This is a genomic window from Pedobacter chinensis, assembly GCF_003339865.1.
GTDB classification, from domain to species: domain Bacteria; phylum Bacteroidota; class Bacteroidia; order Sphingobacteriales; family Sphingobacteriaceae; genus Pedobacter; species Pedobacter chinensis.
The window spans coordinates 690423-713424 of sequence record NZ_QPKV01000004.1 but is presented as its reverse complement, the minus strand read 5'-3'; the positions used below and the strand labels follow the sequence as shown (position 1 = coordinate 713424).

The window sequence follows — 23002 nt, the reverse complement described above, 5'->3', positions numbered from 1 at the left end:
TAGGATTTAAAGATTAAGTTCTACTATTCGTTACGCTGAGTTTGGTTCAGCATATTAATTGCGAAGACATTTTCGTAACTACCTTAGTTTTCTATTTTATTTAATATGTTTTCGATTAATTTTTAAATGCCCTGTCTGGAAAACCCTCCACCCTCAACCTATAAACCTTCTACCTTACTATTGTTATAAACTAATTTTACTTTACCCTTAAGTTCGGTGCCCAACAATGGATTATTAGCCGATTTTGAACGGTTACTGGCGGTATTATACAACCATTTTTCATCAGTATTAAAAACAGTGAAATTTGCCACAGCGCTTTCTTCAATTACCGGAACATTTAAATTTAGCAATTTACGTGGATTAACAGCTAATTTCTCTGCAATTAGATTTATATCTAATCCTGCTCTTAGTAACAAAGGCAAAACGGTTTGCAAAGCAATAATGCCGTAATGTGCAATTTCGAATTCTACATTTTTAAATTCAATTTCTTCCGGGCGATGCTGCGAGGTAATTGCATCAATTGTTCCGTCTTTTAAACCAGCAATCAGCGCTTTAACATCAGCCTTGCTGCGCAGTGGGGGTTTAACTTTGTAATTGCTGTCAAAGTCGCCTAAAAGTTCTTCCGTAAAAACTAAATGATGCGCAGTTACATCACAGGAAACCTGAATACCATCTTTTTTTGCTTTACGAATTAACGCAACAGCGCCTGCTGTAGAAATATTGCTGATGTGAATTTTGGTTTCGTTATAAGATGCCAGAAAAATATCGCGGGCAATATGCATTTCTTCGGCTAATGCAGGCAAACCCTTCATCCCTAAAAGCACTGAATTTTTGCTTTCATTGATCTGCGCTTTTCCGGCAATTGATTTATTTTCCGGATAAACCATTAACAATGCATCAAAGCCTTTTGCATATTGCAAGGCACGACTCATGAAACCATCATCCTGCAATGCTTTATCACCATCAGAAAAGGCAACTGCCCCGGCCAGCTTCATATCATAAAGTTCAGCAAGTTCTTTAGCTTCTCTGTTTTGACTAATTGCGCCAACCGGCAAAACATCCACCAAATTGTTTTTTGATTTATTGATGATATACTCTACCTGAGATTTTGATTGAATAACAGGGCTGGTATGTGGCAAAAGTGCCAGGCCCGTAAAACCTCCTGCACTTGCTGTTTCGGTTAAGGTTTGAATGTCTTCTTTGGTTTCAAAACCCGGATCGCCTGCTACACAATTTAAATCAAAAAATCCTGGAGTCAGAAACGAGCCCTGGGCATCATAAACCGTTTCATTTTTATTGGCAGCTAACTTACCTATGTTTTGAATTTTCCCATCAACTACCCTAACATCGCATTGCTGTTTGTTAAAACTACTTTGCGGATCGGCGATGGTTACATTTTTAACTAGGAGATTCATATTGTTTTTTTAGAGTTGTTAAAAAATCGGATGAGCAAAATTTCTGCTGCAATAAAAATCAGCGATAAAATTAGACAAAGTTTCCATAAAGTTTGTCCGATTTTATTGGTGCCTGCAATTAATTTCACTGCATCTTTATCGGTATCAAATATTTTTAAATTACTTTTCCCTGAAATGTTCTTCAATTCCGTTTCACTTAAATAGTGCAGATCAGATTCGGTTCTTCCGTTATTGAAAGCAAAAACAGCAAGAAGAGAGTCGGCTAAGTTTAAATTATAAAATCCAGCCGTTTTAATTTGATCGGCAATATATATCAGTGTTTTTCCGTCAGCCAGGCGAATTTCAGGAATGACCTCAAAGTTATTTGCAGTAAGCTTTAACGTTTGATTTTTGCCTAAAGCAATTTTCTTAATTGTTAATGCATGATCATTAGCCATGTTGTAATAAAGCAGGCTTTCAGTTCCACTATTTAATGCAAGGCGATACACTAACGGTACAAAAACCGGATGACGGGCCAGATTTCCATCAGCCGAATTTAATCCCGTTGCTGATAAATAAACCGAGCCATTACCTATACCGTATCTGGCAAAAAACAGTTTTCCGCCAGGTAAGGATAAAATATTCTCTTTATTGGATGAATTGTTTTCAGTAAACGAAAAGTACCTGCTTGTGGTTGGCAGGTCAAGATTTTTGGGGATATCTTCAAAAACAGTTTTGAAAATTGGATGTTGAAGATCAATTTGATCAACTTTTGATTCAACCGTATGGAGATTTTGAATAACTGGTAATGATAAGCTGCTCAAAAAAGAATTATAAGCCTGAATATCTGAATCCATATCAGGAAAAATCACCATGGCTCCGCCTGCATTCAGATATATTTTCAACTGTTGAGCCAGACCACTGGATGGGCTTTTCAATCCGTTGAGCACAATTAATCTGTAATTGGCAAAATTACTATAGTTAATGTTATGCTCAGCATTTTCGGTTAGCTTATAATAATGATCTGCGGCAAAAAGTGCCTTGATGTAATTGCCTGCGTTTGGCCCATTAATGCTTAAAACGGGTAAACTTTCATCAACCTTAAAGCTGAAAGAAAGTGTATCATCAAACGTTACCGGAAAATCTTTAATTGTGATCACTCCTTTTTGCCACCCTGCTTTTAAACCTGAAAAACTCAAAGTATCTCTTCTTGTTTTTCCCGGTGGAATGGTAACAACGCTCAATCCTTTCTGCTGGTTGTTGATGCTTAATTTTAGCGGAATGTTTTTTGCTTCCTCTTCAGCGTAATTTTTTAGTTGAACCACCAGTTTTTCACTGGCATTTGGTTGATGATTTGGAGAAAGTGCCCAAACACTATCTACAGCAACATTAGGTAAAATTGTGGCATTCAGCTTTAGAAATGAATATTGAATATCGGGATTGGTTTCAAGCTTTTTTCCGTTGGAGATGTTTTTCTGAAAATCGCTGATCAGAAAACCATATTTATTTGCCGAACCCCTTAATACGTTTGCTTGCCTGTTTAAAATTTGCTGAAGGTTTCTATTGGCTCCAGAGATCTTAACATCATCCAGGGCTCTTAGAAATTCATCCTCATTTAACAAACGCTGATGTTTCCCTTCAAAATCATTGGTTAATAACTGGAAACGATCATTTACACCAAAACTTTTAACCAGTTCCTTTGCGTTGCGCTTAGCCTCATCAAGGAGACTTCCATCTTTATTAATGGCCTCCATGCTGTAAGAATTATCAATATAAATACTTACGGCATTATTTAATAAGGTAGCTTTCTGGTTATTTACCGGAATGTAGGGTTGTGCAAAAGCCAAAACCAAAAATATGATCGCTAAAATTCTCGATAATAATATGAGCAGATTTTTAAGCTTTTCTTTTGATGAGTTTTGCTGTTCCACTTCTTTTAGAAGCTGAACATTAGAGAAATAAACTTTTTTAAATTTCCTGAAATTGAATAAATGAATAATAACCGGAATGGCAACCGATAATAGTGCAAAAAGAAAGCCCGGATAAAGGAAATTCATTAAAAACCAAAGATAGAAAAAATATGGAATAGGATATAAAATATTTTATTTAAGATCAACAGGCCAATCCATTACTTTGCTTTTGTTGCATTTCAAAATTTAAAAAGGCCCTCATTACCCTTTAACCATTTAAAAAGTCTTTCAGCAGGAGATTTTATCAGCAATATTTTGAACAGGCTTAAGCGAAATATCTGGATACCATACATGAACGGTCGTTATCCTGAACTTGTTTCAGAATCTTAATGGCATGAACACATGGCAGAGAAGATATTGGCCACGAAGTAGCTACAAGCCTCTAAGATTTATACCTACTCTTGTAAATAAATTTATCACGTAGCTTTTCGCTTCGATACAGGTCAGCAAAGACGTGTTGGCTTGGCGAAGTGCCTGGACACCATACATGAACGGTCGTCATCCTGAACTTGTTTCAGGACCTTAATGGCATGAACACATAGCAGGAAAGATGCTGAAACAAGTTCAGCAGGACGTTACGCTTTATGCATTGTGCTCATAAGCATAAATTTTCCAAAAATAATAATCGATTTCAGATTAATATGCAAAACCCGGAAATTCGATATTCACGATTTTCCAATTACCATTTTGAAGTGCGAAATAAAGCTTGAATGGACCACTGACAATCTTCGATTGTTTTTTTAATATATCTCTATATCCTGCTACACCTTCTACAAAACCCAAGCCTTTACCATCGTTTAATAGTTCAAAATTAACATCAATGATATCATACCGGCCACCAACATATTCATCAGATTTACCGAAAATACCTTTCAACCGGCTAATGATGATATCTTTACCGATTATTTTGCGACCAGGAAGAATGAAAAAATCATTCAGTTCTTCAGTAATCAATTTCGATTGCTTAAACCACGAGTTGATAAACCTAATGGCACTATTTACGATGTCAGCCTGATGATTAAAGGTTGGGTTTTCCTGCATACTGCAAATCTACAGCTTCTATCTAAATTTCTTCATTGCAACCCAAAGTTTCTCATCCATGTCATAAACATCAGGGCGATATTGTATGCGATTGTTTTGTGACCAGGCGGTAAAATAGGTAATTAAAAGTGGAACATCTTTTTTAGGGGCAAACCAGGCTGGCTTTAACTGGAAAGCTCTTGCTGTATCTGCTTTTGCTGCCATGCGTTTTTTGTACCATTTGTTGTTGGTACTATCCACTGGAGGTAAATCTACTTCTGCCCTGAGTTTATCGTAGGTATAAGTATCTCCAACGAGTTTCTCAGCAAACTCCAAAGGTTTTTCAATTCGAACACAACCATGGCTAATTGCCCTATTGGTTAAATTAAAGCCATTTTTATTATTGGTATCGTGAAGATAAATGCTTGAGCTGTTATCAAAAATGAACTTAAACTTGCCGAGGGCATTTCCTCCTCCAGAACCTTGTTTAAACTTAAACGGTAATTTATCTCTTGAATACCTGTTCCAGTTAATCGTATCCGGTTCACCAATTAATTTATCCTTATAATAAACATTGATATTGCTGTTTGATAAATAATAAGGGTCTTTTCTGGCCATCCAATAAATTTCACTCTGCGCAATACTTACTGGAATATTCCAAACCGGATTAGCCTGAATGGAATTGATTTTACTGAACAACAGTGGCGTTTCATGATTTTTGGGCTTATCGTCCAGATTACCCGACTTTGCAAAAGCTTTTATTTTTTCTTCGTAGCCCGCTTCTCTTCTTCCGCCCACACAAACCTTCATGGTAATTACGGTGTCTTGCCGATCAAACCAGGTCAGTCTAAAATCGGGAATGTTTACCTGAACATAATTGGTTCCGGTTTCCGGCATTTTCCATCGGAACCGTTCCATATTCAACAATAAAATCCGTTTTTCATTTTCGGCCCTGGCACGCAAATATGCCTTTTGCAAAGCCATATATTGTGTAGATTTTGGCTGAACTGAATTTAAGCTATCAGTCAAACTTACTGAAGATAGCATATTCATCATTCCTAAACTATCCGGACGTTTAACCTTAATGTAATATCTGGAAAAAATATTTCGTGGATTTACCACCCCATATCTTAAAAAGTTATGGTAATTCAGATACGCGTTTGCAGATAGCAATTCAAGTCTGGCAATAATTGGGTAACTATCATCAACCTTTGTGAATTTATTAGCCGACAATTCCTGAAGCAAGCTTTTTATTTCGTCCGTTTTAAAAATTTTCGGATTGAAACCATGAACTGTACTGTTTTGGAGATATTCAACCAGTGAATCTAACTGCCCATCGATGTAGAATTTTGTAATCAGTTTGGGTTCATTAACATTTGAAGCATAAAAAGCTTTAATGGTTTTTGGATTAATGAATGTTTCAGATAAACTGTCCATTGCTTTTACGAAAACGCGGTCGTAGGCAATTGTATCAAAATCTTTATATATTTTATTTTTAAAATGTTCAGACAATACTTTTCCTATCTCAGGAGGTTGTTTAAACCATCCACAAGCAGAAACAAATAAAATAACGGGGATTATTAGAAAGCGAAGGTTCTTCAATGTATAAAAAATTAAAACAGAATAAAGCTAAAGCAGTTTAAAAAAAGTCAATAGGGCAAATTAAGTGCCATTATTTTTTGTTTTCCCGATTCAAACACTATATTTGCCATCGCTAATCAGCTAAAGCATTGATATTGGCAGAAATAAATATATGAAATTAACTTTGAACCATCACTTACATTTACACCATCGCCGATAGGCGATATGATATGTTTGTTTTGTACTTCAAAACTTTTTTTCCGTAAAATTATTTCTTGTTCATTCTATATTCAATACTTTGAAAACACTTAAAATCGCTATCCAGAAATCGGGTAGGTTAAACGAAAAATCCGTAGAAATTTTAAAGAACTGTGGTCTCTCTTTTGAGAACTATAAAAGTTCGCTTATATCAACTGTTACCAACTTCCCCTTAGAAATACTTTTCCTTCGTGACGACGATATTCCGGAATACGTTCAGGATGGCATTGCCGACCTTGGAATTGTTGGCGAAAATGTAATCGTAGAAGCTAAGGCTAAAGTGAGCTATTTGCAAAAATTAGGCTTTGGAAAATGCACCTTAAAAATTGCAGTTCAGGCAACCAGTAACATCAAAAATTTAGAGGAGTTAAACGGCAAAGCTATTGCAACTTCTTACCCTGTAATTCTCGAAAAATTCTTAAAAGAAAAAGGAATAAAATCTGACATCAGAACCATCTCCGGATCGGTAGAAATTGGTCCGGGCTTAGGCTTAAGTGATGCTATTTTTGACATCGTTTCTACAGGCGGAACTTTAAAGAGCAACGGACTAAAACCCTTTGCAGATGTGATGCAATCGGAAGCTGTTTTAATCGGAAATAAATCGATTACTGATAACCCTGAAGTTGCAGAATTACTGCAAAGAATCCGGTCAGTTTTAAGTGCAAAATCCAACAAATATGTAGTGCTAAATGTTTCTAAAGATAACCTGCAAAAAGTTGTTGATTTATTGCCGGGTGTAAAAAGCCCGACTATTGTTCCGCTGTTTGAAGAGAACTGGGTTGCTGTTCATTCTGTAATTGCTGAAGAAGATTTCTGGGATAAAATCAACAGCTTAAAAGCAGCTGGCGCCGAAGGAATTTTAGTGATGCCGATTGAGAAAATCATTACATAAAAACAAGGCGAAAACGTATAAATTCATATTAACTATTAGTTAATTTAAAATTATAAAACATTGAAAATCTACAGTTATAAAGATTTATCTGAATCAAAAATTAAAGAACTGTGTTCGAGACAAATTGAAGACGATAAATTAGTTGAAGAACGCGTTACCAGCATCATTGAATCTGTAAAAAATGATGGGGATAAAGCGCTATTTAATTTTGCAAAAACATTTGATCAGATTAATCTGCAGAAACTTTTTTTAGATGCTGAAGAATTAAAAACCATCGCCTTAACTATTCCGGTGGTGGCGAAAGAAGCGATTGAAACAGCCTATCAAAACATTAAAACTTTTCATCAATCTCAATTAAAAACTGAGGATAAAGTAGAAACCATGCCTGGTGTTATTTGCTGGCGGGAATCAAGGGCAATTGAAAAAGTTGGCCTTTACATTCCAGGAGGAACAGCGGTTTTACCAAGCACGTTTTTAATGTTAGCTACCCCTGCAATTATTGCGGGTTGTAAAGAAATTATTGTCTGCTCACCTCCTCAAAGTGATGGCAAAACCAATTGTTACCTGGCGTATTGCGCAGTGCTTTTAGGGATAGAAAAAATTTACCTAATTGGAGGTGCGCAGGCAGTGGCTGCAATGGCTTTTGGAACGGAAAGCGTGCCTCAGGTTTATAAGATATTTGGCCCTGGTAACCGCTATGTAACCACAGCCAAAACCAGAGTACAAAATAAGGTTGCCATTGATATGCCAGCCGGCCCATCAGAGGTTTTAGTGATTGCTGATGAGACTGCCAATCCGTCATTCGTGGCTGCAGACTTACTCGCACAAGCAGAACATGGAACTGATAGTCAGGCAATTTTGGTATCTACTTCCAAAGAATTTATAACCCAAGCACTATTAGAAATTGAAAATCAGCTATCTATCCTGCCAAGAAAAGAAATAGCAGCTAAAGCAATAGCCAATTCTTATGCAATTTTAGTTGATGATTTAACAATGGCGATGGAATTTTCAAATGAATATGCACCTGAACACTTAATTTTAGCAACAGAAAATTTTGAAAAGCTTATTCCCATGATTATCAATGCAGGATCGGTGTTTTTAGGAAACTTAACTCCGGAAAGTGCAGGAGATTATGCATCGGGTACTAACCACACTTTACCTACAAGTGGCTTTGCTAAAGCTTATTCAGGCGTTTCAACTGATGCTTTTCTTAAAAAGATAACCTTTCAACACTTATCAGACAATGGATTAAATAATATTGGCGCAACTGTTGAAACGCTTGCTGCAGCCGAGGGTTTGCAGGCACATAAAAATGCAATTACGATAAGAGTCGGGAGTCAGAAGTCCGGAGTCAGAAGATAAAGTGCAATTACGATAAGAGTCGGGAGTCAGAAGTCCGGAGTCAGAAGATAAAAGTGCAAGTATAATAAGAGTCGGGAGTCAGAAGTCGGGAGTCAGAAGATAAATTACAAAAAAGAAAAGAGCAAAAATAAACATAGTGGAAAGGAATAATGTAGAAGGTTAAGGCAATATATGCCCATCCCTTTTACCTTTACCTTTTACCTTTTACCTTAAAAAATGGACATTAACAATTTAGTTAGAGAAAATATAAAAAACCTTAAACCTTACTCTACTGCAAGAGATGAGTTTAAAGGGCAGGCATCAGTATTTTTAGATGCCAACGAGAACAGTTATGGTTCTCCCCTACCCGCCAATTACAACCGCTATCCAGATCCGTTGCAGCTGGATTTAAAGGATGCGATCAGCAAAATAAAGGGCGTGCCGATTGAAAATACTTTTTTAGGAAACGGAAGTGATGAAGCAATTGATTTATTGTTTCGGGCCTTTTGTAATCCAGGAAAAGACAATGTAATTGTACTTCCTCCAACTTATGGAATGTACGAGGTTTCGGCAAATATAAATGATGTGGAAATTCGTAAAGTGAGCTTGTTGCCGAACTTCCAGTTAGACCTGGAAAAGATTGCAGAAACGATTGATAAAAACACAAAATTAATCTTCATTTGTTCGCCAAATAATCCAACAGGAAACTCGATCAATCGTGAAGATATTGAAACCATTTTAACCAACTTTAATGGCATTGTTGTGGTTGATGAAGCTTACATCAATTATGCCCGCCAGAAAACCTTTATACAGGAGTTGACCGAGTATGCAAACTTAGTGGTTTTGCAAACTTTTTCTAAGGCCTGGGGGCTTGCGGCTTTGCGTTTGGGAATGGCATTTTCATCGAGAAAAGTGATCGATGTTTTGAACAAAATCAAGCCGCCTTATAACATCAATCAGGCCACGCAGGATTTAGCTTTTGAGGCATTAAAAAACATCGCTCAGGTTAACGCCTGGATCAAAGAATCCGTTGCAGAAAGAGAGCGGCTTTCTGTTGAGTTAAGTAGCCTGAATATCGTCACAAAAGTTTATCCATCGGATGCAAATTTTATATTAACGGAGGTTACCGATGCAACTAAAATTTATGATACTTTAGTAGAAGAGGGAATTATTGTTCGCGACCGTTCGAAAGTTATTTTATGTGAGGGTTGCCTGAGAATTACCGTAGGTACCAAAGAAGAAAATGATAAGCTGTTAACCATTCTGAAAAAATTTTAAAATGATGAAGAAAGTATTATTTATAGACCGTGACGGCACTTTAAATATTGAGCCTGATGACGAACAGGTAGATAGTTTTGCGAAGTTAAAATTTTATCCCCGCTCACTTTATTATCTTTCAAAAATCGCAGCCGAAATGGATTATGAATTAGTAATGGTTACCAACCAGGATGGATTGGGAACGCCTTCAAATCCTGAAGAAAATTTCTGGCCGGTTCATAATTTCATGCTCAATACTTTTGCAGGCGAAGGTGTAAATTTTAGTGAGATAGTTATTGACAGAACTTTCGCAAAAGATAACGCTCCTACCCGGAAACCAGGCACGGCTTTGTTAACAAAGTATTTTAGTGAAGATTACGATCTAAAAAACTCTTATGTGATTGGCGACAGATTAAATGATGTGGTTCTGGCAAAAAATTTAGGCGCAAAGGCCATTTTTCTTCGTCAGAACGATGCATTAGGCTCTACCGAGGCTTTGGATAAATACGAAACCCTATCTGATGTGATTATTTTAGAAACACAAAAATGGGAAGATATTTACAATCTGCTTAAAGCAGGCAGTAGAAAAATCAACCATGTTCGTAAAACCAACGAAACGGATATCACCATCAATTTAGATCTGGATGGAACGGGTAAAGCCAAAATCGAAACGGGTTTAGACTTCTTCGATCACATGCTGGATCAAATTGCCAGGCACGGAAGTGTGGATTTGGAAATTATTGCGAAAGGCGATTTACATATTGATGAACATCATACCATTGAAGATACGGGAATTGCCCTTGGCGAGGCTTTTGCTAAAGGATTAGGGAACAAGCTAGGCATTGAGCGTTACGGTTTTTGTTTGCCGATGGATGATTGCCTGGCGCAGGTCGCCATTGATTTCGGTGGCAGAAACTGGATTGTTTGGGATGCTGAATTTAAACGGGAGAAAGTTGGCGATATGCCTACAGAAATGTTTTACCACTTCTTTAAGTCGTTCAGCGATGCTGCAAAATGCAATTTGAATGTTAAAGCCGAAGGCGACAACGAACATCACAAAATTGAAGCGATCTTTAAGGCATTTGCGAAAGCGATTAAAATGGCCATAAAGCGTGATGCAGAGAAAATGGTGTTGCCAAGCACGAAAGGAATGCTTTAAGGTAGAAAGGTTTAAGGCGGAGGGTTTAGATGCACAAACATTGTTAAATAAACCCGATAGTAGTGGAAAGTTTTTTATTCCTGTCATTCTGAGGCACGAAGAATCTGTTTCATCGGTTGCAGATGCTTCGTACCTCAGCATGACAGCACTTTTAGGGTTGCTGCAAATAAAAACTTTGAAACGAATAGCGGGACTACAGAACCTTTGAAAAACTGACATTCATTTTCAAACCTTTTTAAAATAAAAGAATCAGATTATAAAATATGATTGGAATAGTAAATTACGGAGCTGGCAATATTTTTTCTTTAACCGCAGCATTAGGCCGCTTAAACTTGTCTTATGGCATGGTCAATACTGAGGCCGATTTGGAAGCATACAGCCATATCATCATCCCGGGGGTTGGTCATGCCGGCGCGGCGATGGAAAAATTAAAACACACCGGATTGGTTAGCGCTATCAAAGCATTAGAAAAACCAGTTTTGGGAATTTGTGTAGGTATGCAACTGATTACCAGGCATTCGGAAGAAGGCGATGCGGTGTTATTAGACATTGTTCCGGTAAAGACTAAAAAATTCGATAAGTCGTTGAATATCAAAATCCCACACATGGGATGGAATGCCGTTCAGCATAAAAACAATTCGCTATTCGAAGGTGTTGAAGATAATGCACAATTTTACTTTGTTCATTCGTACTTTATTGAATATAACCCTACTTTTGACATTGCCTCTGCCAACTACGGACTAAAGTTTTCGGCAGCGGTACAAAAAGACAACTTTTATGGCGTTCAGTTTCACCCTGAAAAATCGGGCAAAGCTGGCGAACAGATATTAAAAAATTTTTCAAACTTAAGCCTATAAAATGTACATAATACCTGCTATTGATATTTTGGATGGAAAGGTTGTTCGCCTGCGTGAAGGCGATTATAACCAAAAAACTGAATATGACGTTTCTATCGCCGAGATGATAGAAAAATACCGGTCAAACGGAACAGATTTCATCCACATTATTGATTTAAATGGCGCTAAAGGCGATTTCAGCAACCAGAAATCACTTTTTGAAATCATTAAGAAAACCGAAATGAAAGTACAGTATGGTGGTGGAATCAGGACCATTGAGCAAGTAACCAATTTACTTGATGCAGGTATCCACCGTGTTATTGTAGGCACTCAGGCCATTACCAATCCCGATTTTTTGCAGCAATTAAGTGAAGCTTTTGCCAAAAAAGATAACTATGCAAACCGCATCGTAATTGCCATTGATGTTTTGGATGAAGTAATTAAATATTCGGGCTGGATGGAAAGTTCTCCAATAAAATTAATGGATTATGTTGATAAATGCCTGGCTTTAGGTTTCTTCCGCTTCTTATGTACAGATATCAGTAAAGATGGAAAATTAGGCGGCGCTGCCATTGAACTGTATAAAAAACTGCTTGAACATTCTCCAATGATTAAACTGATTGCCTCAGGTGGCGTAAGCTCAATGGAAGATATTGATGAGTTAGCCAAATATCCGATTAGAAGTGTGGTGGTTGGAAAAGCGATTTATGAGGATAGAATCACCATCGAAGAGATTAAAGAATGGAATTTGAAAGCTTTGTCAAGCATATAACCCCCCCAGCCCCCTAAAGGGGGAGCTAATAGCAAGGTGGAAATAGCGAACGTAAAAAATTACAAAGCGTAGTTCGGAACAAAAAAAGAACTAAGATGGAAATGCCAATGAATAATTACAAAGCAAATAAATAGGCATCCTTATTCAAACATGACATGAAAGACAGAAAGGAAAAGCCCCCTTTAGGCAGTTGGGACTTAACTAAAAATGATCTCGATTTTTTACAAGTCAACGAACCAAATATGTTTTATGGCGCATCGAATATCATTTTCGAAAATGCTAAACAATTAAGAAATACACTTACTGATTCTGAAAGCCTATTATGGGAACATATAAAAGAGAAAAAGCTAGGGGTAAAATTTCGAAGACAACATCCAATTTCTTTTTTTATAGCCGACTTTTATTGCCATGAGAAAAAGCTCGTTATAGAATTAGATGGCGGTATTCACAATAAGCCAGAGGCGAAAATTAGTGATGATGAAAGAACTGCGATATTAAATAGTCTTGGAATAAAAGTAATCAGATTTAAGAATAATGAGCTTCATAAAAATTTAAATCAGGTTTTGGACAAAATAAAGGAAGCCATGCATGCTCAGCAATTTGCAGTTCCCCCTTTAGGGGGCGGAGGGGGTTTATCAAAACGAATAATCCCTTGTTTAGATGTTAAAGACGGTCGCACGGTGAAAGGCGTAAATTTTGTTGATTTGCGTGATGCGGGCGATCCTGTTGAACTGGCTGCCCAATATGCGCAGCAAGGTGCTGATGAATTGGTTTTCCTGGATATCACTGCCACACATGAACGTCGTAAAACGATGATCGAAATGGTTAAATCAGTTGCCCGCCAGCTAAATATTCCATTTACCATTGGTGGCGGAATAACGGAAATTGCCGATGCTGAGGCATTATTAAATGCTGGTGCAGATAAAATCAGCATTAATTCTGCAGCGGTCAGGAATCCTAAATTAATTGAAGATCTGGCAAAAGCTTTTGGGGTTCAGTTTGTGGTTTTAGCGGTAGATACTAAATATGTTGGCGGGAAAAATATGGTCCACTTAAACGGCGGAAGATTAATCACTGAACTTGAAACCGAAAATTGGATTAAACAAGCGGAAGATTTAGGTGCAGGAGAAATTCTTCTCACTTCAATGGATCACGATGGTACAAAAGCAGGTTTTGATTGCAGGTTACTCCATAAAGTGAACCAAATGATCAACATTCCAATTATTGCATCGGGTGGCGCAGGTAACATGGAACATTTTACCGAGGTTTTTCAAAAAGCGAATGTTGATGCAGCACTTGCGGCATCGGTGTTTCACTATGGCGAAATCCTGATACCTGATTTAAAGCAGGAGTTAAAAAGAAATAATATTCCGGTAAGGATATAGTAGTACACGCGTCATTCGAGACAAGAAGCAATCTATTAGCGAGAAAGATTGCTTCTTGCCTCGCAATGACGGAAATATAATAAAAATGAACATCAACACATCATCTCTTGATTGGGATAAAACGGCAGGCTTACTCCCTGTAATTATTCAGGATTACAAAACTTTAGAGGTTTTAATGCTCGGTTACATGAATGCTGAAGCTTTGGAAAAAACACAGGCAGAGGGCAAAGTAACGTTCTTTTCACGTTCAAAAAATCGCCTGTGGACTAAAGGAGAAACCAGCAACAACTTCCTTTATGTTAAAGAATTGTTTGTTGATTGCGATAACGATACCATTTTAATCAAGGCAGATGCTGTTGGCCCAACTTGTCATACCGGTAGCCGCAGCTGTTTCAAAACAGAATTCAATCAAAACTTTATTTTTGAACTGGAGAATATTATCACAGATCGATATGAGAATCCAGTTGAAGGTTCATACATCAACAAGATGCGCAGCAAGGGCTTGAATAAAATCGCTCAAAAAGTTGGTGAGGAAGGTGTTGAAACTGTAATTGCCGCCCTTGCTGAAAGCGAAGAAGAATTAATTGGAGAAGCATCAGATTTAGTATTCCATTTACTATTTTTATTGAAAGAAAAAGGTTTGTCTATTCATGATATTGCTAAAAATTTAGAGAAAAGGCATAGGTAGGGCGGAATTAAGGTGGAAGGTATAAGGCGGAAGGTGTAGGGTACTATCCCAAGCCAATTAAGGTAGAAGATCGCGGGTGTCCGTTATTATACCGAACTTTACACACTAAACCTTATACCCTAAACCCTAACCTTACACCCTAAATCAATCTTACAAATGCTTAAACACTTACAAACCTTTTCTGGTCATCAAAATCCTGTTTATGCTTTAGCTAGTTCGAATAAAGCAGAAACGTTCTTTAGTGCCGGGAATGATAAAGGCGTAGTAGAATGGTCGTTGGATAAAATGGCTTTTATTAAGGTTAAAATGCCTGTACAAAGCTCCGTTTATTATTTACATTATCACAATAATCAACTATTTGTTGGAGAACGTAGCGGAGCTTTCAGTGTGTATGATTTAATTGAACAAAAAGTAATCATCAGAATCAGTGCGCATACCAAACCCATTTTCAATATTCAAACGGTAAAAAGTAAAAACGAATTGCTAACCACCGGCGAAGATGGAACGGTGGCTGTTTGGTCGCTCGGTGATTTTAAAGAGATTTATCGTTTTCAGGCAGCTTACGATACTGTTCGGGCTATCGCGATTTCTCCCGATGAAACTGAGGTTGCTTTTGGCTGCAAAGATCATTTGATCAAAATTTACAACCTCGCAGATTATAGTTTAAAACAAAATCTGGAAGGCCATTCGCTTCCTGTTACCGCTTTAGCTTATCATCCAACAGGAGAATATCTTATTTCGGGCAGTAGAGATGCGCAACTGAAAATCTGGAATTTACCTGCATATGAATTGAGACAAACCATTCCTGCACACATGTTTACCGTTTATGATATTGCTTTCCATCCTGCTCTACCTTATTTTGCAACAAGCAGTCAGGATAAAAGTATTAAATTATGGGATGCCGAAAATTTCAAGCTTTATAAAATTTTAAGTTTAGAGAAAGCAGGGATTGGCCATACGCATTCTATCAATAAAATAATATGGAGTAATGATGGAAAATATTTAATTTCTACCGGTGATGACAGGCAGGTTATGGTTTGGGAAATGGAACTTTAGTTTTTTTTACGTTTTAGAGCAGCAATATCACCTAAATCTTTTTTTCTACCTGACGCTTGTTTATTCACTATAAAATCATCAATGTTTATAAAATTTATAGATAAGCCATCTACATCTGCATTAATTCTATTGTTAAAGGCTTCTTCAAATTGTACTCCGGAAATTGCATTTAAAATATCAATTCTAAGCGGCGGATAGCCCAATTGAGTAACATAACCATCATTTAAGAAATCTTCTTTTTTTAATCCTAATGATGCAAAACCAAAATCCCCAATAACTTTAAGCATTCTTTCCGCATTTTCATCAGATGGATTAATCCAGATATCTAAATCTCCGGTATGACGAGGTCTGCCATGATAAGCTAAAGCGTGTGCTCCAATTACCATATAATCGGCCTCATGTTTATTTAGCAATTCAATAAAGTCAATAAAATCCTGTTCAAACATTAAATTTTCTTCTATTTACAACCTTTGCTATATTTTCAGGGAATGAGCCATTCAACCAGGTAAAATAATGTTTTCTTAGAGATACCACTGTTTTTAAACGTTCTGAAATTGGCTGATTAAGCCAAAAAAGCACATCAAGTTCGTCCTCATCTTCCATTTTCACTTTATTAACAACCATTGCCATTTTTCTTACTTTAGGCGTCATAATTATCATTTTTTACTAAACAAATATAGCTAAAAACACGGCAAAAACCCATATTTCCCTTAAGTAAGTATGCTATAATTATTTTAATTTATTCCTATCTTTTTCATTCCTTCTCTACCATAAAACACAGGAAAATACATCATTTCCGCTTTTGCCGGATTCAATACGTATGACCCCGAATAACGCGGCATTAAATCGATAGTAAAAGCATATTTTCCTTGTTTCAATTTCGTACAGAAAATAGATGTTTTGTTTTTAAAATACTCTCTGTGAGTTTCCACGCCCCAAAAATTTTGTTTTTTGTTTTCATAACTACAGCCTGCCGGAATAGGAATTTCAATCATCACATAGTCAGCATCAGCCCGAACCTCTACTTCTACTTTTAGCGTTGTCAAATTCCCTGCTTTCAATTTCTTTACAACGCTACCATTTTGAATGAAAGAAGTGTTAACCGTAAAATCTTTACTCACCTTCTCTGGTGCAGGGTTTTGAAATTGCTGAAAAGCCGTAAAGTAAACTGGCATTTTTCCATTTTTAACTAGTTTTACCGAGCTGGTATTTTCCAACACCCGATCATAGGGAAAAGTAGAAACAATTTCTTCGTTCAACTTCATTGATGAGGGTTCTGCATTTTTATTTTCGATCAATAATTCCGGTAAAATGGTTTCTAAAATTAACGATGACTCAAAGGTATTTCGCCACTGCCCATCTTTTCGCTGCTCAAGAAAATACAAAGCAATTTTCTCCAACTCACTTTCATGTTTTCCCTGGTTTCTCAAAACTTTATAAGCCAGTAAAGTATTTTGAATACTGTTATTCCAGAATCGTGTGTTATCTTCTCCCCAATAAAAATTGCCAAACATGGTTTGTTTTTTAATCTTCAAAAGCGAATCTGTATTCACTTTAATACCAGCAATTTGCTTTAATTCCATTAGCTCCAAAGTTTCATACAAATTGGCTTTTTGTAAGGTTTTCCTTTTTTCGAATGCTAAAACCCAATCTTTGATGTAATGTTTATTATCCAATAAGTGTAACAGCTTAATCGTTTGAATTTGCTCATAGTTATACTCATCAGTAAGTTTTTTCACTAAATAAGAATATAAAATTTGCTTATTTAAATCAATTTTATAGCCTAGCTTTTCTGCCTTCAATAGCGCATCAACCACATGTAAACTAATCCAGATTTGCTCTTCGCCATTTTGCCACCAAGCCCATGTTCCCTCTGGTTTCCTTGTTTGCTGCAATTTTTTAATGATAAATAAAATATCCTTTTCATGTGTAAAAGGTTGATTCAAATATTTGCGAACCTCTTTTTCCAACAACAATGACTTTAACTTCGAAGCCAGTTGTTCATTGCATAAATATTCATAATTGCGTAATTTGGTCATTTCATCTAAAAGCGTTGGGAATATTGATGATTCTGCTCTTAAAGTAACTTTACCTAAATTTTTATCGAAATTGTAGGTAATTGCAGTATCACGAAGTAACGCCGAGAAATAACCCTTTGTTTCTTTCGCACCTTGCTCAAAAACCGGGATCTTTCGAATTTCTCCATCAAAATAACCATTCTCTTGTTTCAGGGTATACTCAAAATTCAAACTATCTTTTCCATTTGCTGCAACGGTAATGGTATCAATGTGGGCATTTTTAAAGTCGATAATTGAATTTCGCATCTCCAAGCCATTGTAACTGAATTTTCGATTTACCTTTTCCTCAAACGGCGTATAATTCATCAGTTTTCCAATCACATTTATGCTATCGCCCTGAACAGCAAACAATGGCGAAACAAAATTCGCACTGAGCGATTTAAAAGATTTTATAAAGGTTTCGGTTAAGCCAGATTGTTTTTTGCCATTTATCGCAATTACTCTTGCTTTCCAGTTGGTAATATCATCAGGAAACTTCACAGAAAACTTTGCCGTTCCGGTTTCATCAGTTATTAATTTAGGTTGCCAAAAGCCTTCATCAGAAAAATTTGTGCGCATGGTTTGCTGTTGTGCTATCAATTCTCCAGTTGCATTAACCGCAGTATTTCCTTTTTTGGTTTTAATGATGATAACACCATTTGCAGCCCTTGAACCATAAATAGCAGTTGCATCGGCTCCTTTTAATACATTTATATTGGCAATATCATCTGCGCCAAGTGAAGTAATATCTCCAGAAAACGGAACACCATCAACAATAATAATGGGTTTTTCGGTGCCAGATAAAGAAGCTGTACCTCTAATGCGAATCATATTTCCGTTGGTAATGCTCAATCCGGCAACACTTCCTGACAAAGTTTGCTCCATTACAACCATTGAACTGGCTGTTAAATTCTCTTTTCTTACAGTTTCGCCGTAACCTACTACCACTACCTCATTCAAAAAATTATGGCTTGGTTTCAATTTCACATCGCCAACATTGCCATCGCGGGCAGACATAGTAATGGTTTCATAACCTATATATGAGATCGTTATCTTACCATTGGCAGGAATTTTAATCGAAAAATTTCCATTTGCATTGGTACTTGTGGAAATATTTAATCCTACAATTTTAATCATTACACCTGGCAAAGCCAGTTGGTCATCCTCGGCAATTATTCTTCCCTTCATTTCGCCTTTAAGCGTACTGAAATCGAAATTTTTATCATTGAAGGTCTCCACTACTTCGGCAGCTATTTTAGCAGTTGGATAATAGCCGCCATTGCTTTTTATGCTCTTAATGTAACCATCTAACCTGATGCTGAAATCATCAGCTGCCGATATTTTAAATTTATCCCATTTATAATAATTAACTCCATTGGCTTTGATTTTAACCTCTTCTGCTGAAAAATATCTGTTATCCTTTAACAAAAACATGATCCGGTAATTCCCAGCTGCCAACGGTGGCCAGTAGGAGTTGTTACCGGCATATATCTGGATAAAATCTGGTTCGCCAGGCTTATAAATAACAATATTTTTGATGTATGGCAAGCGTTTGGTAAATGCAGTATCGAGCTCAAAACTTAACTTACCAGTATTTATTAAACTTGAGTTTCGATTTTGGAAAAGCTGCGTACTGTAACTCCTTAAATCAAGATAATCATTCCAAATGCTGTCTATTTCATTTTTCTTTAAAATGTATTGTTTATAATCTGTATTTATACCTGCAGATTTTGATAAACCAGGATTAAACGCATACTGGTTATCATAAGATTTCTGTTTAATCAATCCTTTGGTAAAAGTGTAAGTATAACCAGGCTCCTTAATAAAATCCTGAGAAAAGTCTTTGGTTTTTAATTCGAGATAATTTTCTTTAAGCGGTCCAATCAGTAAATCTTTATTGGTTGATATATTAGGAGGAACATTCAATAAAACATCAGTGGTATCGGCTTTAAGAATCGTTTTTTCGCCATTAAAATTATTTTTTACCTTAAGCATATATTTATTCAACAGCTCACTTTCATAAGTAGTTAGTGTACTGGGCGCTTCTTTAACAATGCTTGTCGAATTACTGGTGGCATCGGCCGAAATGCTTACTATCGTTTTTTTTCCTTTCGGGACATTAAAACCAGAAATGGAAACAATCTTATTGTAGGTTCGCAATCTGATATCATGTATGCCAGGTTTTACCTTAAAAGAATACCTCGAAAGCTGTTCTGCCTGACTAAAAAACACCGGAATTTCATCAATATAAACAATATTGACAGGCACTATAACTCCATCAGAAATTACAAAAGGCGCAATTTGAGTGGTGGTATCATTGGCCGATTCGTAAATGGAATATACCGGATTTGGATGTGTAAACTTATAATATTCAATGGTATCAAGACCAAGCTTTTTACCCCATTTTTGCCAATTTACCTGTGTAGATTCACTCAAATAAATATTTTCAGACTCAAATTGAATATCCTTTTTCTTACGGGCAAAATAACTTTTACCAAAGCCTGGTATAGATAGTGCATAATCGTTTTTAAATTTAGCGGTTATGGCATAAGCGGTTAAATCGGTATTGGCGACAGGCTTGTTCTCCAAATCTGTTACTTTCACCAGCATGTTTACACTCTGGCCTGGGTAAACCATATCCGGCGCAAGCAGTTTTACATTTAACAAACCAGGGTTATAAAACGCGCTAACCTCTTGATTAACCTCTTTCTCATCCCAATAATAATTTATTCTGATGTGAGCTGCCTTTGTGTTTGTGTGTCTAAAAGTGGTATCCAGGGCATTGGTAAAACCTTTGTGAAAAATTTTGTTGCCAGAAAAAATGGTATACCAAAAGGGCACTTTATGTTCATTATCTATTACTACACGAAGTGAATCTCGATTTTGCATCGCACCAATACTTAAGTTTGGTTTAAAATCTGACATGAAGATGTGGTTTTTCACTCCATTATCTGTCTCTACCAGGTAGTGATCGGCCTTGTAATCTATTTTTATGGCCAAAGGCAATTCTACATGCAAAGTATCTAGTTCGACATCCTCTTTCGAGAACGAAATAATTTTCGCCTTTCTTTTTTCCGGTTTATCATTTACACGATAATCAACATAGATGCTGTCTTTTTTTAAAGATGATATAATTTCTGTTAATGTTTTTAACTCCTTTTGAAATGCGAATGATAAATATTTTGTTTCTGACCGGCTTTCGTTATTGCTATTTCGGAAATCGAATTTTAACGAAAAATTCAAACTTGCCTTTGGAAAAATACTATCGGGCAAAATCAGTTTTGTTTCTCCTACCGGATCTAAATTTATTTCCTTTTCCCAAAGTGTATCTGCAACGAACACCTTTTTATCGCCAAATAAACCTACATTACTGGTTAGTGCAGTAATTTTCACTCTACCATCAGGAGCGGCCAGTTCATTTTCATCTGTAGCTTTCATGAATACCGTAACCGGCGAACCAATCTGGTGCTTTTCTTTATCGGTACGCACTGCAAAATTCAACGATTTCAATTCATATTCTTCATAATAAAAGCTTGCGGAGATAACATTCTGGTCTTTATTTTTCACTTTTTCAGTTAACGAAATCTGATAACTTCTGTCCAGCCGAAGATTCAAACTATCGGCCAAAACAAACTGATATTCGTACCCACCATCGTGATAAGGTTTTAAACTAGTGAGAATTTTATCTTTGTTGTTACCGTAAAGTTTTACCTGCAATATTTTATCCCTTATTATTTTTCCTTTTGTGGTTAAAACATAAGCTTTAAACTTAACGGTATCTAAAGGCTTGTACTTTGGCTTGCTAAAAACCATAAAACCTTTGTATTTGGGTTGGTTATTAGAATTATTATAACCATTTGAAAAAAGTTTTTTAAAAGGCAGCCAGGTATATTTTATTGGCGATGAATAGGCCACTTTTTTAAAAAAAGACCAGTTCTTTTTGTAATTATAAGGTTTTTCCTCATCTAAATCGAATGTAAAAAAATTAGAAACCCCTTGATAATTAACCTTAATGTAGCTTTCTGATTTTGGAAATGGGGCTTTATAGAGTTTAGCCTGATGATCAAAATGTACCGTTTTGCCATTGCCAATTTCGACCTTATCGGCATTAATATAATTACCTTTTTGATCTGTTAAATAAAATTGAAATTCTTTTAAATTGTTGATGAATTGGAGATCAACATTTTTTACAGCTTTATAAAAGTAATTGAGCTTGTTTTGGTTTGTACTTAGATAAATGTAATTGCCAAATGGAAGATCTTTTTTATAGCCCTTCGATGTAAAGAAACTATCAATCTGTGTATGAAGAAAACTTTCATTGAAACCAGATTTACCTTTTCCGGCAATCTCAGCAGTTTCCTTTTCAGTGATTTTATAAATGTAGGTAAAGTAGCCCGAATCTTTACTTTGGGAAAGTTTATTTTGCGCAAAACTTTGAAAAGAGAAAACAAAAAGGATGCTGAGCATTAAAAGTATCTTCATTATAAATTGATTTTACAATGAAGATGCAACTTTAATACTTATTCCACAAAGCGCTTTATGATCCTCAGCTTATGGCTGTAAACACCTAGCTCTCTGTTAAAAATCCCCTGATCATCAATCGGGTCTATTTTAACCTTTGCTGATGAATGGATAATCTCATTCGGGTTCAGCATAATTCCAACATGAGTGATTTTGCCTTCAGCATTATCAAAAAAAGCAACGTCACCAGGTTTGCATTCTGCTAAAAAGCCAACTAATTCACCTTGTTCTGCCTGCTGTGAAGCATCTCTGTTTAATTTAATGTTCAACATTTTAAAAACGGTTTGCACAAAACCAGAGCAATCTAATCCAAACAAATTTCGCCCACCCCATAAATAAGGAATGTTTTGAAAAAATTTGGCAGTTGATTCAATATCGGCTTTAAAATCTGCGCCTGAGCTATTGTAGGGATCGAAACCAAGTTTAAATTGTTCTTTACCTGCATAACAATACCCATCTTTTAAATACGGTAAATTACTAGCCGGGCTTAAATGATACAAACTTCCATCAGCAGCGGTTAAAACATTATTAAAACTCAAAGGAGCCAGCAATTTGCAATCATGCAATTCCGTAAACTGATTTTGAGTGATATTGGCAAGCTGTCTGAAATCCATCCAGCCCTGATAGCCATCATATCCATTTTGGATTAACCACCATCGATCTTCTTTTTGAATGATTTCAACATGTTCTCCAAATAATAATTGCGAAACAATTTCTGCTCTGTCGGATGGTTCAGCTCTTAAAGATGCCACAGCAACTCTGCAAATGCCGTATTGATTTTCCATTTAAATGTGCTCGTAAAAGATTTAGTAAAA

General features: G+C 36.3%; 17 protein-coding genes and 1 pseudogene. 10 read left to right on the top strand and 8 right to left on the bottom strand.

Going from position 1 to position 23002, the window contains the following annotated elements; translation table 11 throughout:
- Nucleotides 1-158 precede the first annotated feature (158 nt).
- The 4 genes from DU508_RS13545 to DU508_RS13530 form a co-directional block, all read right to left on the bottom strand.
- Nucleotides 159-1415, bottom strand: coding sequence for a dihydroorotase (locus DU508_RS13545; protein WP_115403312.1), 1257 nt, complete (start codon nucleotides 1413-1415; stop codon nucleotides 159-161).
- Complete coding sequence (locus tag DU508_RS13540; protein ID WP_115403311.1) at nucleotides 1412-3451, bottom strand: vWA domain-containing protein; 2040 nt, start codon at nucleotides 3449-3451, stop codon at nucleotides 1412-1414. Before DU508_RS13540 ends, DU508_RS13545 begins: the two co-directional genes overlap by 4 nt.
- 549 nt (nucleotides 3452-4000) lie before the next feature.
- Nucleotides 4001-4405, bottom strand: a complete 405-nt coding sequence (locus DU508_RS13535; RefSeq protein ID WP_115403310.1) for a hypothetical protein — start codon at nucleotides 4403-4405, stop codon at nucleotides 4001-4003.
- Between the two features lie 18 nt (nucleotides 4406-4423).
- Nucleotides 4424-5986, bottom strand: a complete 1563-nt coding sequence (locus DU508_RS13530) for a L,D-transpeptidase family protein (protein ID WP_115403309.1) — start codon at nucleotides 5984-5986, stop codon at nucleotides 4424-4426.
- Between the two features lie 277 nt (nucleotides 5987-6263).
- On the opposite strand from DU508_RS13530, the gene hisG reads away from it, so the two are divergent.
- The 10 genes and pseudogenes from hisG (at nucleotide 6264) to DU508_RS13480 (ending at nucleotide 15609) form a co-directional block, all read left to right on the top strand.
- Nucleotides 6264-7115 (top strand): ATP phosphoribosyltransferase, encoded by an 852-nt coding sequence (hisG, locus tag DU508_RS13525; RefSeq protein ID WP_115403308.1) that lies wholly within the window; start codon nucleotides 6264-6266, stop codon nucleotides 7113-7115.
- A 60-nt stretch (nucleotides 7116-7175) separates the two neighbouring features.
- A complete protein-coding gene (gene hisD / locus DU508_RS13520; RefSeq protein ID WP_115403307.1) occupies nucleotides 7176-8477 on the top strand; it encodes a histidinol dehydrogenase in 1302 nt (433 codons plus the stop codon).
- Between the two features lie 216 nt (nucleotides 8478-8693).
- Nucleotides 8694-9734, top strand: a complete 1041-nt coding sequence (hisC, locus tag DU508_RS13515) for a histidinol-phosphate transaminase (protein WP_115403306.1) — start codon at nucleotides 8694-8696, stop codon at nucleotides 9732-9734.
- Nucleotides 9735-9738: 4 nt separating this feature from the next.
- Nucleotides 9739-10872: a bifunctional histidinol-phosphatase/imidazoleglycerol-phosphate dehydratase HisB gene (gene hisB, locus DU508_RS13510; protein ID WP_115403363.1), complete on the top strand. Its 1134-nt coding sequence runs from the start codon at nucleotides 9739-9741 to the stop codon at nucleotides 10870-10872.
- A gap of 263 nt (nucleotides 10873-11135) precedes the next feature.
- A complete protein-coding gene (hisH, locus tag DU508_RS13500; protein ID WP_115403304.1) occupies nucleotides 11136-11729 on the top strand; it encodes an imidazole glycerol phosphate synthase subunit HisH in 594 nt (197 codons plus the stop codon).
- A 1-nt stretch (nucleotide 11730) separates the two neighbouring features.
- The gene (gene hisA / locus DU508_RS13495) at nucleotides 11731-12480 is read left to right on the top strand and encodes a 1-(5-phosphoribosyl)-5-[(5-phosphoribosylamino)methylideneamino]imidazole-4-carboxamide isomerase (RefSeq protein WP_115403303.1); all 750 of its coding nucleotides are present in this window, start codon (nucleotides 11731-11733) and stop codon (nucleotides 12478-12480) included.
- A 155-nt stretch (nucleotides 12481-12635) separates the two neighbouring features.
- A pseudogene (locus tag DU508_RS24110) lies at nucleotides 12636-13055 on the top strand (endonuclease domain-containing protein); the annotation flags it as partial.
- 9 nt (nucleotides 13056-13064) lie between these two features.
- A complete protein-coding gene (hisF, locus tag DU508_RS13490; RefSeq protein ID WP_233509552.1) occupies nucleotides 13065-13865 on the top strand; it encodes an imidazole glycerol phosphate synthase subunit HisF in 801 nt (266 codons plus the stop codon).
- A gap of 85 nt (nucleotides 13866-13950) precedes the next feature.
- Nucleotides 13951-14553 carry a bifunctional phosphoribosyl-AMP cyclohydrolase/phosphoribosyl-ATP diphosphatase HisIE gene (gene hisIE / locus DU508_RS13485; protein ID WP_115403301.1) on the top strand — a complete coding sequence of 201 codons (603 nt, stop codon included), beginning with the start codon at nucleotides 13951-13953 and terminating at the stop codon, nucleotides 14551-14553.
- A 156-nt stretch (nucleotides 14554-14709) separates the two neighbouring features.
- Entirely contained in the window at nucleotides 14710-15609 is a 900-nt protein-coding gene (locus DU508_RS13480) for a WD40 repeat domain-containing protein (protein WP_115403300.1), read from the top strand.
- Here DU508_RS13480 and DU508_RS13475 read toward each other — a convergent pair.
- From DU508_RS13475 to DU508_RS13460, 4 genes are all read right to left on the bottom strand, one after another.
- Nucleotides 15606-16055, bottom strand: coding sequence for a nucleotidyltransferase (locus DU508_RS13475; RefSeq protein ID WP_115403299.1), 450 nt, complete (start codon nucleotides 16053-16055; stop codon nucleotides 15606-15608). The two genes, DU508_RS13480 and DU508_RS13475, sit on opposite strands and share 4 nt — an antisense overlap.
- Nucleotides 16048-16260: a hypothetical protein gene (locus DU508_RS13470; RefSeq protein ID WP_199562707.1), complete on the bottom strand. Its 213-nt coding sequence runs from the start codon at nucleotides 16258-16260 to the stop codon at nucleotides 16048-16050. Before DU508_RS13470 ends, DU508_RS13475 begins: the two co-directional genes overlap by 8 nt.
- 83 nt (nucleotides 16261-16343) lie before the next feature.
- Complete coding sequence (locus DU508_RS13465; RefSeq protein ID WP_115403298.1) at nucleotides 16344-22148, bottom strand: alpha-2-macroglobulin family protein; 5805 nt, start codon at nucleotides 22146-22148, stop codon at nucleotides 16344-16346.
- Nucleotides 22149-22186: 38 nt separating this feature from the next.
- Complete coding sequence (locus tag DU508_RS13460; RefSeq protein ID WP_115403297.1) at nucleotides 22187-22972, bottom strand: C40 family peptidase; 786 nt, start codon at nucleotides 22970-22972, stop codon at nucleotides 22187-22189.
- Nucleotides 22973-23002: the final 30 nt, after the last annotated feature.

Coding starts and splice junctions, on each gene's coding strand:
- hisH (WP_115403304.1), top strand. CDS start 11,136: ATGATTGGAATAGTAAATTACGGAGCTGGCAATATTTTTTCTTTAACC.
- hisB (WP_115403363.1), top strand. CDS start 9,739: ATGAAGAAAGTATTATTTATAGACCGTGACGGCACTTTAAATATTGAG.
- DU508_RS13470 (WP_199562707.1), bottom strand. CDS start 16,260: ATGACGCCTAAAGTAAGAAAAATGGCAATGGTTGTTAATAAAGTGAAA.
- hisF (WP_233509552.1), top strand. CDS start 13,065: ATGCATGCTCAGCAATTTGCAGTTCCCCCTTTAGGGGGCGGAGGGGGT.
- DU508_RS13545 (WP_115403312.1), bottom strand. CDS start 1,415: ATGAATCTCCTAGTTAAAAATGTAACCATCGCCGATCCGCAAAGTAGT.
- DU508_RS13465 (WP_115403298.1), bottom strand. CDS start 22,148: ATGAAGATACTTTTAATGCTCAGCATCCTTTTTGTTTTCTCTTTTCAA.
- hisA (WP_115403303.1), top strand. CDS start 11,731: ATGTACATAATACCTGCTATTGATATTTTGGATGGAAAGGTTGTTCGC.
- DU508_RS13480 (WP_115403300.1), top strand. CDS start 14,710: ATGCTTAAACACTTACAAACCTTTTCTGGTCATCAAAATCCTGTTTAT.
- DU508_RS13535 (WP_115403310.1), bottom strand. CDS start 4,405: ATGCAGGAAAACCCAACCTTTAATCATCAGGCTGACATCGTAAATAGT.
- hisC (WP_115403306.1), top strand. CDS start 8,694: ATGGACATTAACAATTTAGTTAGAGAAAATATAAAAAACCTTAAACCT.
- hisIE (WP_115403301.1), top strand. CDS start 13,951: ATGAACATCAACACATCATCTCTTGATTGGGATAAAACGGCAGGCTTA.
- DU508_RS13540 (WP_115403311.1), bottom strand. CDS start 3,451: ATGAATTTCCTTTATCCGGGCTTTCTTTTTGCACTATTATCGGTTGCC.
- DU508_RS13475 (WP_115403299.1), bottom strand. CDS start 16,055: ATGTTTGAACAGGATTTTATTGACTTTATTGAATTGCTAAATAAACAT.
- DU508_RS13460 (WP_115403297.1), bottom strand. CDS start 22,972: ATGGAAAATCAATACGGCATTTGCAGAGTTGCTGTGGCATCTTTAAGA.